Origin of the sequence: Hydrogenophaga pseudoflava (assembly GCF_031020795.1) — a bacterium.
In the GTDB taxonomy this organism is placed as follows: Bacteria; Pseudomonadota; Gammaproteobacteria; order Burkholderiales; family Burkholderiaceae_C; genus Hydrogenophaga; species Hydrogenophaga pseudoflava_A.
Window position 1 is genome coordinate 336312 of record NZ_JAVHJP010000004.1, and the last position, 12696, is coordinate 349007.

The following is a 12696-nucleotide window of genomic DNA, read 5'->3' on the forward strand; positions in this document are numbered from 1 at the left end:
GGCCGAGGTGACGGTCCGCACCCGGCCGGGGGTCGTCGTCACCGGGCAGATCACGCGTCAGGGCGCCCGTCCGTCCCCACCGGTGCCTGCGTCCGCCAGCGATGCCGCGGCGTCCCCAGTGGCCCATGCGCACCGCCTGTCCGGTCAGGGGCGTTACCACGAGGCGGAGCAGGTGCTGCTCAAGGCGCTGGCTGCGGACCCGGCGTCCGTGCCGGTGCGCCGGGCCCTCTCCGTGGTGTTCCTCGCGCTGGCCCGTCACCGCGAGGCGCTGTCGGTGCTCCGGCCTCTGGTGCAGGAACGGCCCGACGACGAGCTGGTGCTGCTCAACCACGCAACCGCGCTGTTCAAGCTGGACCAGCTGCACGAGGCCCACATGGCGCTGGAGGATCTGGTGCGGCGCTTCCCGGCCAACGTGCAGGCGCGCGTGAACCTGGCCTCGATCCACCTGAACAACCTGCGCGACCCGGCGCAGGCGCTGGCGGTGCTGCTGCCGGCCGGGTCGGCGCCGCACGCCGGCCTGCAGTTCGGCCTCGGCTGCGTGTACGGCAGGCTGGGCGACTTTGAGCGGGCGTTGCCGCACTACGAGCGCGCCCTGGCGATCCAGCCCGGCCACGCCGAGTCGCTGAGCAACTACCTGTTCTCGCTGCATTACCGCTGGCCGCTCGACCTGGACCGGGTGCGCGAGGTGAGCCGGCTGCACGGACGCGCGCTGCAGGCCGACGCAGTGCGCCGCAGCCTGGCGTGCCCGCCGGCGCCCGCCCGGGCGGTGGGGCGGCGGCTGCGGGTGGGCCTGCTCTCGGCCGATCTGCGGCAGCACCCCGTGGGGCACTTCCTGGAGACGGTGCTGGACGCGTTGCGCCAGCGCGAGGTCGACCTGTTCGCCTATGCGAACCAGGCGCCGGGCGCCGTGGTGCCTCCACGCATCCGGGCCGCGTTCGCCCAGTGGCGCGACATCCTGAATGAAACCGACCAGCGCGTGGCCGAGTCCATCGCGGTGGACGACCTGGACGTTTTGCTGGACCTCAGCGGCCACACCACCGGCAACCGGCCTGGCGTGCTGGTGCGCAGGCCTGCGCGGCGCCAGGTGTCCTGGCTGGGCTACTTCGGCACCACCGGGCTGCCCTTCATCGACGCGGTGATCGCCGACCCGCACTGCGTGCCCGCCCAAGAGGCCCGCTTCTTCAGCGAACGGGTGCTGTATATGCCGCACAGCCGCCTGTGCCTCACGCCGCCCGAGAACGCCCCGGAAGTGGTGCCCGAACCACCCATGGCCGCGCTGCCGTGGATCACCTTCGGCTGCTTCCAGAACGCCAGCAAGATCAACGACCCCGTGCTGGCGCTGTGGCGGCGGGTGCTGGACGCCGTGCCGGCCTCGGTGCTGCGCCTGCAGAACAGCCGTTTCGAGGAAGAGCAGCAGCTGCTGCGCATGCGCGAGCGGCTGCGCGCCGCGGGCATCGACCTGCGGCGCGTGTTCATGGCGGGCAACCTGCCGCGAGAGCACTACCTGGGCCAGTACGCCGAGGTGGACGTGCTGCTCGACACATTTCCCTACCCGGGCGGCACCACCACCGCCGAGGCGATCTGGATGGGGGTTCCGACGCTGTCGCTCGCCACGCCGGGCATGCTGGGGCGCCAGGGGCAGGCCATGCTGGACAACGTGGGGCTGGGCGACTGGGTGGCCCGCAGCGAGGACGGGTACGTGGCCAAGGCCGCGGCGCTGGCCGCGGACCGTCCAGTGGCCGTGGCCCGGCTGCGGGCGCTGCGCCAGCACCTGCGCGAGACCGCGCGAACGAGCCCGCTGTTCGACGCCGAGACCTTCGCCGCCGAACTGGAGCGGCTGCTGCGCGACTTCTGCGCGAACTGAGCCCGGCGGCTCAGTTCAGTACCCGGCCGGGGTTGAGGATGTTCTGCGGGTCCAGCGCCCGCTTGAGCGATTTCATCAGCGCCAGCGCCACCGGGTCCTTGTACTGGGGCAGCGTGTCCACCTTGAGGCTGCCAACACCGTGTTCGGCGCTGATCGAGCCATCGAAGCGCGCGACCTGGTCGAACACCAGGTGGTTGACCCGCTCCTCCTGTTCGCGCAGGAAGGTGGCCGGATCGATGCCTTCGGGCGCCTGCACGTTGTAGTGCAGGTTGCCGTCGCCCAGGTGGCCGAAGTTGACCAGGCGCACGCCCGCCACCTCGCGCTGCAGCAGCGCGTCGGTCTCGGCGCAGAAGGCGGGGATCTTCGAGACCGGGATGCTGATGTCGTGCTTGATGTTGAGGCCTTCTTCGGCCTGCGCCAGCGGGATGCTCTCGCGGATGTGCCACAGCGCGTGCGCCTGCTGCAGGCTCTCGGCCACCACGGCGTCGCTCACCACGCCGCTTTCAAACGCGGTCTCCAGCAGGCGCTCGAACTGACCGCGCGCATGGTCCTCGGACTCGCTGTCGCTGTTTTCCAGAAGTACGCAGTAGGGGTGATCGGCCCACAGGGGCACGCGCTGCTGGGGGAAGTGTTGGGCCACCAGCGAAAGCGCGAACTGGCCCATGACCTCGAAGCCGGTCAGGCCCGCGCCCAGGTGCCGGTGCGCCAGGCCCAGCAGCTGCACCGCCGCTTCCAGCGACGGCACGGCGGCCCAGGCGGTGAGCTGCGCGGCGGGCAGGGGATAGAGCTTCATGGTCGCGGCGGTGATCACGCCCAGCGTGCCTTCGCTGCCCACGAAAAGGTCGCGCAGGTCGTAACCGGTGTTGTCCTTGCGCAGACCCGAGAGGCCGTTCCAGACCTCGCCCTGCGCCGTCACCACCTCCAGCCCCAGGCACAGCTCGCGCGCGTTGCCGTAGCGCACGACCTGCGTGCCGCCGGCGTTGGTGGCGAGGTTGCCGCCGATGGTGCAGCTGCCTTCGGCCGCGAGCGAAAGAGGGAACAGGTAGCCGGCTTTTTCCGCCTGTTCCTGCAGCACCTGCAGCACGCAGCCGGCCTCGACCGTCATGGTGAGGTTGTCGCCGTCGATCGCGCGCACGGCGTTCATGCGCGTCAGGCTGAGCACCACCTGGGAGCCGCTGTCGTCGGGCACCGAGCCGACCACCAGGCCGGTGTTGCCACCCTGGGGCACGATGCTCACGCCGGCCGCGGCGCAGGCCTTCACCACCGCCGCCACCTCGGCCGTTCGGCCGGGTCGCACCACGGCCAGCGCCCGGCCTGTGGCGCGCTTGCGCCAGTCCTGTTCCCAGGCCGAGAGGTCGGTCGCGGGATCGTCGTGGGTCAGCACCTGCCCGGCGCCGACGATGCCCTGCAGGATCTTGATCAGGTCGTTCATGGTGATTCCGAAGGACGCACCGGGTCGGCCGCATAGCCCGCCTCGACGGCACGCCGGGCGGCGTCGGCGGCAATCGCCTCCTTGCCCGCGGCGCGCAGGCGGGTGCGGATGTGCCAGGTGCAGGCCACGAAGAGCACGACACACAGCAGCAGTTCAATGCCGGCGAGCAGGGCCGAGACAGAGTTGGTGTCGCTGGTCAGGCGCACCGCACCCTCGGCGGCGTACAGCCAGACCAGCAGGCTGAGCCAGCGGTAGGTGTACATGCGGTTGCTGAGCAGACCGGCCAGCGGGAGGGTCAGCGGCAGCGCCTTGAGCGCCAGCCATGAGCCACCGGGCCGCAGCGGCGCCAGCCACAGCTCCCAGGCCAGGCACAGCGCGGTCAGCGCCACCAGGCTGGCCACCGCGAGCTGGCGGGAGCGGGCCACGCCCGCAGGCGCCGAAGCCATGGCGGTCGCAGGAGAAGAGGGGGAGAGCGGGTCTGTCATGGCGGGTGGCATGATACCGGGATGACTGTTTCCGAGCGCCTTGCCGACGCCCAGACCCTGCTGGCCGAGCTGTGGCAGAACCTGCTGCGTTTCCCCTGGCGCACCACCGCGCTGACCCTGCGCGAGCGCTTTCGCGAAGACCGCCTGGGCGTGACCGCCTCCAGCCTCACCTTCACCACCACCATCTCGCTGGTGCCGCTGTTCACGGTGGCGCTGGCCATCTTCAGCGCCTTCCCGATGTTCGGCCGCCTGCAGCTCACCCTGCAGCGCTGGCTGGTCGAAAGCCTCGTGCCCGACAACATCGCCAAGCAGGTGCTGAGCTACCTCAACCAGTTCGCGGCCAAGGCCGGGCAGATCGGCTGGGCGGGCGCGCTGGTGCTGCTGTTCACCGCGCTGGCGCTGATCCTGACCATCGACCGCAAGCTCAACGACATCTGGCGCGTGCGCACGCCGCGGCCGCTGACGCAGCGTGTGCTGGTCTATTGGGCCGTGCTCACCCTGGGCCCGCTGCTGCTGGCCGCGAGCCTGACCGCCACCTCCTACGCCTTTTCCGGGGGCGGCGTGGTGCGCTCGGGCAGCGTGCGGGTGCTGCTGGATTCGCTGCAGTTCGTGCTCATGACCGGTGGGATGGCCGCGCTCTACCGCTTCGTGCCCAATACCAAGGTGCGCTGGTCGCACGCGCTGGTGGGCGGCCTGTTCACCGCCGGTGCGCTGGAACTGGCCAAGGGCGTGCTCGCCTGGTACCTCGGCCAGGTGCCGACCTATTCGGTGGTCTACGGCACCTTTGCCACCGTGCCCATCCTGCTGGTCTGGTTCTACGTGGCCTGGGTGATCGTTCTGCTGGGCGCGGTGGTCGCGGCCTACCTGCCCAGCCTGCTTTCGGGCATCGCCCGCCGCGGCAACTACCCCGGCTGGCGCTTCCAGCTGGCGCTGGAGACGCTGGTGCAGCTGCAGGTGGTGCGCGAGGCGCCGGCACGGGGCCTGAGCCTCGATGCGCTGGCGCAGGCGCTGCAGGTGGACCCGCTGCATCTGGAGGAACCGATCGGCGCGCTGGTGGCGCTCGACTGGCTGGGCCGGCTGGACGAATCGGACGAGCGCTACGTGCTGCTGCAGGACCCGGCGAACCTGCCGGTGGCCCCGCTGGCGCAGCGCCTGCTGTTGCCCGACTCACCCAGTACCGAGGCCTTCTGGGCGGTCAGCGGGCTGCGCAGCATGACGGTGGCGCAGGCGCTGGCGACGCCGTCGGTGCCTTGAGGTGCCGGGCGCATGTACAACGCTCACACAACAGTTTTGGAGGAATGAAATGGGCAACCCATTCAGCGGTCGTGCACGGGTGTGCAGCCTGGCCTTGGCTTCTCTGGTCTGCAGCTCACCCGCTTGGTGTGATGGTCTGACAGACCAGGTGATCCAGCGGTTGCGCGCCGTCGATCCTCAACTGGAAATCAAAGAAGCCGGACCGAACGACATCCAGTTGAAGAAAGCAGGCAAGGAGTTTCAGGTCTACCTCGACAATGTGCGTCGGATTTGCGGCCAAACCCCCGACGCGTGTGATCAGCAGACTGACCTGCTGGTGCAAATGTCGTTGCGCATGCTCTCGACGGAAGGGGGGCGCACGGCGGAAGCGTCGCGGCTGCGTGTCGTGATCCGCGGCAAAGACTATGTGGAGGGACTGACCCAGACCCTGTCGAAAGGTCGGGAGGCGCCACGGGGTCTGGTGATCAGGCCACTTTCCGGCGACCTGGTCGCCATGTTGGTGGTGGACATGCCGGAGTCGGTCTCTCCCTTGATGGACGACGAGCTGGCAAAGATGAACCTCGGCGAGGCGAGCGCCTGGGACCGTGCGGCCCACAACAACCATCAAGCGCTGGCAGGACTCCGGCTCAACCAGCTGGACACCCATGTGTTCGGATTGGGCGGGGACTTCTTCGCACCGGCCTGGCTGCTGTCATCGCATTGGGAGACGTTTGCACGGGACAAGCAGATCAGCGTGGCCTGGGCTTGCGTCTATGACGCCGACGAGGCGATCTTCGTGATTGACAACCCCGACCAGAAGGAGAAGGTCCAGCGTGCCTGCACCCGGTTTGTCCAGCGGGCTCGCAAGCCGGTCTCGGATCAGCTGATGGTCTGGAAAAAAGATCAGCCCCGATGGAGCAACATGGGGCGGTGAAACAGCACGTCAGGGTTTCGCTCAGACGCAGGAAAACGGCGCTCGCAGAAACCCCCGGAACCGTGCCCGCCCGCCGCGCACCGGCGGCGCGCTGAGCTCAAAGCGGGGGAAGCGGTCGAGAAAACGTCCGATGGCGATGCGGCCTTCGAGCCGCGCCAGGCTCAGGCCCGCGCACTGGTGAATGCCGAAGCCGAAGGCGAGGTGTTTGTTGCCCTCGCGGCGCAGGTTCAGGGTCTCGGGATGTTCGTACACCGCGGGGTCGCGGTTGGCGGCGCCGATGCACAGCGTGACCAGCGTGCCGGGTGCCAATGCCAGACCGCCGACGGTGGCCGCCGACAACGCGCGCCGGTTGCCCAGCTGGTTGGACGATTCGAAGCGCAGGCACTCGTCCACCGCCAGTGTCAGCACCTGTTCCTTTGCGGCGGCGTCGCCGGCCGCGCGCAGGTCGGCCAGCAGTTGCGCGCGCTGCTCCGGGAATTCCTGCAGCAGGATCAGGCCGTTGCCGATCAGGTTGGTGGTGGTTTCGTGGCCGGCGTTGAGCAGGAAGATGCAGTTCTGCAGCAGCTCGACCTCGCTGAGTTGCTCGCCATTGGCCTCGCCCTGGATCAGGCGCGTGAGCACGTCGCGCTCCGGGTCGCCCGGGGCCCGGCGACGCTCGGCCACCAGCGTGCGCAGGTAGGCCAGCATCTCGGTCACGCTGCGGTTGCCGGTGGCGTGCTGTTCGGGCGTGGGCACGGGTTCGAGCGCACCCAGGATGGCCAGCGACCAGTCGCGCAGCGGGCCGCGGTCGTGGTGCGGCACGCCCAGCAGGTTGCCGATGATCTCCACCGGGATGGCCGAGGCGAAGTCTTCGACCAGGTCACCACCGCCCCGCGCCTCGATGCGGTCGAGCAGCTGGTCGACCAGCGCGACCAGGCCTGGCTCCATGTCGGCGATCGCGCGGCGGGTGAGGGCGCCCATGATGAGCTTGCGCACCCGCGTGTGCAGCGGCGGGTCGTTGAACACCAGGCTGGTGGTGTGGTGCTCGTACAGCGGAGAGTCCACGCCGTACTTGGGCGCGAACTCGACGTGCTTGTCGGAGCTGAACACGGCCGCGTCGCGGTACACCGCCATCAGGTCGGCGTGGCGCGTGAGGAAGAGTGATCCGTCGGGCATGCGCCGCACCGGTTCGTGTTCTCTCAGAAGCGCATAGACCGGGAACGGGTTGGCCAGGAAGTCGGCGGGCAGGGCGCGCAGGTCGAAGGACGTGGCGATTTCGTGCGCCCGTTCGGCGCCCATGGGTGGGGTGATCTGGGACGGCTGGATCATGGTGCGGCCATTCTGGCGCCGCCGGGCGGTGCTCAGGCGCGCTTCTTCTCGGGGTTTTCCTGCAGCATCTGGCGCGCGATCTCGCCGATGCGCGCCAGCGCCTGCATCTCCAGCGTGGTCCACGGACCTGAGAAGTTCAGACGCAGGCAGTGCCGGTAGCGGTCGGTGGCGGTGAAGAACCCGCCCGGACCGAAGGTGATGCCTTCGGCGGCGCAGCGGCGGAACAGTTCCATGGCCGAGAGGTCCGGCGCCAGCTCCAGCCACAACGTGTCGCCCGAAGGCGGGTTGCTCACCTTGGTGCCCGGCGGGAAGTGGTGCGCGATGAGGCGGCGCGCCTCGTTGCGGCGCTGGTTCATGTAGGTGGTCAGGCGCCGCAGGTGGGCCTCGTAGCTGCCCTGATTCAGCAGGTCGGCCAGGGCCTCTTCAAGCACCACGGGTGTGGCGGCGCCCTGCAGCCGCTTGTGCGATGCCACGCTGTCGCGCCAGCGGCCGGCCTCGACCCAGCCCAGCCGGATGCCCGGTGTGAGCGTCTTCGCGAACGAGCCACAGACCATCACGTTGCCGTCGGTGTCGAAGGACTTGGCGGCCTTGCGTCGCTCGTCGCCGGCCAGCAGGTCGTTGAACACCACGTCCTCGATCAGCGGCACGCCGCGCTGCGCCAGCAGCTTCACCAGCTTCTGTTTGGCACCCATGGGCATCACCGAGCCCAGCGGGTTGGACAGCGTGGGCGCGGCCAGCACCGCCTTGACCGGCTGCGTGTCCAGCGCGAGTTCGAGCGCGGGCAGGGACAGACCGGTGGCGGGGTGGGTGGGAATCTCCAGCACGCGCAGGCCCAGCGACTCGATCAGGTCGAGGTAGCCGAAGAAGGTGGGCGACTCCAGCGCGACCACGTCGCCGGGCTGGGTGACGGCGCGCAGGCAGAGACTGACCGCCTGCGTACAGCTGGCGGTGATGACGATGTGCGCCGCGTCCAGCGCGCAACCCAGGTGCAGCGCGCGCCGGGCCACCGCCTGGCGCAGCGCGGGGCGGCCGGCATCGGCCTTGTTGTATTCGGTCAGGCTGTGACGGTGCACGCGGGAGGCGCGGCCGATGGCGACGCGCAGGCGCTCCTCGTCGAACAGGGTGCTCTGTTCGGGCGCGAAGCCGCCGAAGCTGGCCCGGTCGCCCGGCTGGTGCAGCATGGCGAAGCCTTCGGAACGGGTCTGCCGCTCCACCAGAAAACTGCGCTGCGGCGGGGCGCTCAGGCCGGGCTGGGCGATGCGTTGCGGGCGCCGCACGAAGTAGCCGGCCTTGGGGCGCGCCTGCGCCAGGCCCTGTTCTTCGAGCTGGCGGTAGGCTTGCAGGGCCGTAGAGATCGATACGCCATGCGCCACCGAGGTTTCGCGCACCGAGGGCAGGCGCTGGCCGGCCTTGAGGGTGCCGCCGTGGATGAGCTGTGCCAGGGCCTGCGCGATCTGCTGGTAGAGCGGCAGGTCGGACTCAAGGGGCGGCGGAACCGGTGGAACCGGGCGCAGCGCAGGGGGCTGGGTGGGCTCGGGCATGGGCGGTCCATGCTAACCGAGCCCCGGCCGTCCGGGCGCCCAGATGGTCTCCCGCCGACCAGCACAGTTGGGCGGCAAACCGACCACACAGATGCGGATCTGTGTGGTGCTGAGCGGACATGCTGCCAGCGACCTGTGTCTGTTTCGATGGGGCGGAACACCGGACAGTGGGGCCTCATTCAAGAAAGGTCCGACATGTCCTCCAGCCAGCCCACCCCCACCCGCCTGTTTCCGCTGCAGACCCGCGTGATCCACGCCAGCGCCGGCATGCGCCTGCGCGTGGTCAGCGGCCGGCTCTGGCTGACCCAGCCGAACATGGCGCAGGACCTGTTCCTCGGGCCGGGTTCGGTTGTCGACCTGCTGCAGGACTGGGTCGTGATCGGCGCCGACGCCGAGCCCAGGCCGCAAGGTGGTGCGCCCGAGGCGTACAGCGAGTACCAACTGGTGTCGCTGGTGCCTGCGCGCCCACGCCCGCGCATCCTGGTGGCGCTGCAAGGGATGTGGGCGGCCATGGGGCGCAGGCTCGGTGCGCTGGGCCCGGCCCTGGTCAGGCGCTCTTCGTAGGCAGTGAAAAATAGAAGGTCGCACCGACGTCGACTTCGCCTTCGGCCCATGCCCGGCCTCCGTGCCGGGACACCACCCTGAACACGGTGGCCAGACCGATGCCGACGCCGTCGAACTCCTCCATGCGGTGCAGGCGCTGGAAGACACCGAACAGTTTGCCGCGGTACTGCATGTCGAAGCCCGCGCCGTTGTCTTTGACGAAGACCACCACCTCGTCGGGCTGCCCGGGCAGGCAGCCGATGGTGATCTCTGCGCGCTCGCGCTTGCGCGTGTACTTCAGCGCGTTGGCGATCAGGTTGACCAGCACCACGCGCAGCATGGCTTGGTCACCGGTCACCACCGGCAGTTCGGCAATGTTCCATTGGATGTCCCGACCGCTGGTTTCCTGTGCCATCTCGGCGAGCACATCGGCCACCAGACCGCCCAGGTCCACGGCGGTCTTTTGCATCTCCTGGTTGCTCATGCGCGAGAAGGACAGCAGATCGTCGATCAGCAACTTCATGCGCTGGGTGGCCTTGAACATCATGTCGACATACCGACGATCCTCGTCGCCCAGTACCGGCCCGGCGCTGTCCTGGAGCAGGGACAGGTAGCCGTCGATGTGGCGCAGCGGTGCGCGCAGGTCGTGCGAGACGGATGAGGAGAAGGCCTCCAGCTCCTTGTTCTTGGCAGCCAGCTCCGCGGTGCGCTCGGACACCTGCCGCTCCAGCTGCTGGCTGTATCGCCGGATGCGGTTGATGCGCAGGCGGTCGGCGCTGTAGACCGCGCCCAGCAGCAGCAACAGCGCGAGCCCCAGGAACCACCAGGCGGCCCACCAGGGCGGGGTGATGGTGATGGCGAGTTGGGCGCCTTCGTTGTTCCACACGCCATCCTCGTTCGATCCCTGCACCTGGAACAGGAAGTTGCCGGACGGCAGGCTGGTGTAGACCGCCAGGCGCTCGGTGCTGTTGACCTCCCGCCAGTCCGTTTCGAAGCCTTGCAGCCGGTAGCGGTACCGGTTTCTGGTCGGTGCGACGTAGCTCAGCGCAGCGAACTCGAACGACAGGCTGTTCTGGAAGTGGGGCAGGGTCAGCGACGCCGTCCGGTTGATGTTCTTCTCCAGCACCGACTGTCCGCCGACGGGCACGGACTTGCCGAACAGCCGGAAATCGGTGAGCACCACCGGCGGCACAAACGGGTTGTCCGCTATGTGTGCCGGATCGAAGACGTTGAAGCCGTTGATGCCGCCGAAGTACATCTCGCCGGTCCGCTCGCTCTTGTGAAAGGCCGTGAAGACGTTGAACTCGTTGCTTTGCAGTCCGTCCAGCACGTCGTAGTTGCGGAAGGTTCCTGTCTCGGGGTTGAAGCGGGACAGACCGTTGTTGGTGCTGATCCAGAGGTTGCCCCGCTTGTCCTCCAGGATGCCTTCGATGGTGTTGTTCGGCAGCCCCTCCTTCTGTGTGTAGACCACCGTGCAGCTGCCTTTGCCCCGGTCGAACACGCACAGGCCGCCCGAAGTGCCTACCCAGAACCGGCCGCGCTGGTCTTCAAGCAGGACCCGCACGGCGTCGTCGGGCAGGCTGGCCAGGTTTTTCGGATCGCTCCGGTACCGCTGGAAGGTCTCTGTCACCGGGTCGAACCGGTTGAGTCCACCACCTTCCGTCGCCACCCACAGGGTCTGTGCCCGGTCTTCGTAGATGTCGGTGACCGAACCGCCTCCCAGACTGTCCGGGGTGCCGGGGTCGTGCCGGAACTGCCGGAACGTTTCCGAGCTGCGATCAAAGCGGCTGAGTCCGTTGTTCCAGCCTCCCGCCCAAAGGACGCCCTTGGAGTCGCGGAAAAGCGCGCGGATGATGTCGTCGCTGAGGGCATGGGGGTTGCTCGGGGACGCCCGGTAGGCCCTGAAGCGGTTGGTCCTGGGGTCGAAACGGTTCAGCCCGCCGTTGTAGGAGCCGAACCAGAGCGTGCCGTCCGGGTCCTCCTGGGTGGCCGTCACCGAACCATTGGAGATGCTGGTCGGATCATTGGGGTCGTTGCGAAAGGTCCGCCAGGTGTTGGTCGAGCGATCCCATCGATTGAGGGTTCGGTCGTTGCCGATCCACACGATGCCGTTGCGGTCCTCGAAGACGGACAGGATGAAGTTGTCGGCCACACTGTTGGCGTTCTGCCCGTGCCGGTGGCGGTCAAACTTGGGAGGCCTTGTGGAGAGCTTGTTCGCCCCGCCGCCCAGGGTGCCCACCCACAGCGTCCCGGAGGGGTCTTCCAAGAACGAGCTGATGAAGTTGTTGCGCAGGCTGTGGGGGTCGGAAGGGTCGTGCTTGTATTGCACGAGTTGGCGCTGTGCCGGGTCGAATTTCAGGACCCCTGCGCCTTCGGTGCCCAGCCAGAGGATGCCCTGTGCATCCTCATGGAGATCCTTGACCGCATTGAGACTGGCCGCGTCCCGCAGTCCGGTCGCAATGGGGTGGCGTGTGAATCGGCCGGTGGGGCGATCCAGCGAGGCCAAGCCCCCGCTCGTCAACACCCAAAACCGCCCGGCGCGGTCCTCGTGGACCGCATGCACGCGCGGGTCCGGCAGCGTCTGCGGATCTTCGGGGCGCGAGGTGTACCGGGTGACCCTGCCTGTGACCGGATCCAGCCGGTTGAGTCCCGCGTCCGCCGTCCCGATCCAGAGTGTCCGCTCCGAGTCCTGGTAGACGCTTTCGAGGTTGTTGCTGCTCAGGCTGTTGGCGTTTTGCGGGTCGTGGCGGAAGTAGGTCACGGCACCGGTGCGCAGATCGATCCGGTTGAGGCCGCTGTCGTTGGTGGCCACCCAGAGCACACCCTGCGGATCCTCCACCAGGCCTTTTCTGGAGATGCTGTTGCTGCTCAGACTGGTGGGGCTGGTCGGGTCGTGGCGATAGTGCGTGAAGGTCTCGGTGGCGGGGTCGAACCGGTCGACCCCGCCACCGGTGGTGCCCAGCCACAACACCCCGTTTCGCCCGGGGAGTATGGAGACGACGGTGTTGTGCGCCAGGCTATCGGGGTTGTTGCGATCAAACCTGAAGTTTCGAAAGGCATAGCCGTCGTGGCGGCTCAGACCGTCGCCGGTTGCAAACCACAGGAAGCCCTGGGTGTCCTGGGACATGCCATACACATTTCCAGAGGGCAGCCCCGCTTCCCCATTGAGAGCGGTGAACTGACTGTCCTTGCCGGTCATGACGACCAGTTGAACGACATCCGGGTTGCCACGGGCATGGACCGGGGTGGCCGCCGAGCCCACCAGCGCCAGCACCACAAGAAAGGGCGCGATCAGCGCTGCCAAGGATGCGGAAGCGTTCGTCACTTGTGTCACCAATCAGGTGCAGTCTGGCATT

Annotated in this window: 9 protein-coding genes; 4 read left to right on the top strand and 5 right to left on the bottom strand. The window is 68.3% G+C overall.

Translation table 11 applies throughout. From position 1 onward, the window contains the following. Positions 1–7: 7 nt before the first annotated feature. Positions 8–1864 carry an O-linked N-acetylglucosamine transferase, SPINDLY family protein gene (locus tag RCO38_RS15160; protein WP_308329175.1) on the top strand — a complete coding sequence of 619 codons (1857 nt, stop codon included), beginning with the start codon at positions 8–10 and terminating at the stop codon, positions 1862–1864. A gap of 10 nt (positions 1865–1874) precedes the next feature. On the opposite strand, the gene RCO38_RS15165 is transcribed toward RCO38_RS15160, so the two are convergent. Both RCO38_RS15165 and RCO38_RS15170 read right to left on the bottom strand, forming a co-directional pair. Further along, positions 1875–3296, bottom strand: a complete 1422-nt coding sequence (locus tag RCO38_RS15165) for an FAD-binding oxidoreductase (protein WP_308329176.1) — start codon at positions 3294–3296, stop codon at positions 1875–1877. Further along, positions 3293–3781 carry a DUF2069 domain-containing protein gene (locus tag RCO38_RS15170; protein WP_308329177.1) on the bottom strand — a complete coding sequence of 163 codons (489 nt, stop codon included), beginning with the start codon at positions 3779–3781 and terminating at the stop codon, positions 3293–3295. The genes RCO38_RS15165 and RCO38_RS15170 overlap by 4 nt, the downstream gene beginning before the upstream one ends. Positions 3782–3802: 21 nt before the next feature. Between RCO38_RS15170 and RCO38_RS15175 the strand changes: the two genes are divergently transcribed. Continuing rightward, entirely contained in the window at positions 3803–5035 is a 1233-nt protein-coding gene (locus RCO38_RS15175; RefSeq protein WP_308329178.1) for a YihY family inner membrane protein, read from the top strand. A 49-nt stretch (positions 5036–5084) separates the two neighbouring features. Then, positions 5085–5948, top strand: coding sequence for a hypothetical protein (locus tag RCO38_RS15180; protein WP_308329179.1), 864 nt, complete (start codon positions 5085–5087; stop codon positions 5946–5948). Between the two features lie 21 nt (positions 5949–5969). Here the strand turns inward: RCO38_RS15180 and RCO38_RS15185 are convergent, their stop codons facing one another. Then, entirely contained in the window at positions 5970–7256 is a 1287-nt protein-coding gene (locus RCO38_RS15185) for a cytochrome P450 (protein ID WP_308329180.1), read from the bottom strand. A 32-nt stretch (positions 7257–7288) separates the two neighbouring features. Next, a complete protein-coding gene (locus RCO38_RS15190) occupies positions 7289–8797 on the bottom strand; it encodes an aminotransferase-like domain-containing protein (RefSeq protein WP_308329181.1) in 1509 nt (502 codons plus the stop codon). Positions 8798–8992: 195 nt separating this feature from the next. On the opposite strand from RCO38_RS15190, the gene RCO38_RS15195 reads away from it, so the two are divergent. Then, positions 8993–9361 (top strand): DUF2917 domain-containing protein, encoded by a 369-nt coding sequence (locus tag RCO38_RS15195; protein WP_308329182.1) that lies wholly within the window; start codon positions 8993–8995, stop codon positions 9359–9361. Here RCO38_RS15195 and RCO38_RS15200 read toward each other — a convergent pair. Beyond that, positions 9345–12665: a two-component regulator propeller domain-containing protein gene (locus tag RCO38_RS15200; protein WP_308329183.1), complete on the bottom strand. Its 3321-nt coding sequence runs from the start codon at positions 12663–12665 to the stop codon at positions 9345–9347. The genes RCO38_RS15195 and RCO38_RS15200 overlap by 17 nt on opposite strands. Between the last annotated feature and the right edge of the window lie 31 nt (positions 12666–12696).

What these genes read in the sequence shown, in the direction of transcription:
- RCO38_RS15195 (WP_308329182.1), top strand. Translation starts at nt 8,993, where the DNA reads ATGTCCTCCAGCCAGCCCACCCCCACCCGCCTGTTTCCGCTGCAGACC.
- RCO38_RS15180 (WP_308329179.1), top strand. Translation starts at nt 5,085, where the DNA reads ATGGGCAACCCATTCAGCGGTCGTGCACGGGTGTGCAGCCTGGCCTTG.
- RCO38_RS15175 (WP_308329178.1), top strand. Translation starts at nt 3,803, where the DNA reads ATGACTGTTTCCGAGCGCCTTGCCGACGCCCAGACCCTGCTGGCCGAG.
- RCO38_RS15185 (WP_308329180.1), bottom strand. Translation starts at nt 7,256, where the DNA reads ATGATCCAGCCGTCCCAGATCACCCCACCCATGGGCGCCGAACGGGCG.
- RCO38_RS15190 (WP_308329181.1), bottom strand. Translation starts at nt 8,797, where the DNA reads ATGCCCGAGCCCACCCAGCCCCCTGCGCTGCGCCCGGTTCCACCGGTT.
- RCO38_RS15170 (WP_308329177.1), bottom strand. Translation starts at nt 3,781, where the DNA reads ATGACAGACCCGCTCTCCCCCTCTTCTCCTGCGACCGCCATGGCTTCG.
- RCO38_RS15165 (WP_308329176.1), bottom strand. Translation starts at nt 3,296, where the DNA reads ATGAACGACCTGATCAAGATCCTGCAGGGCATCGTCGGCGCCGGGCAG.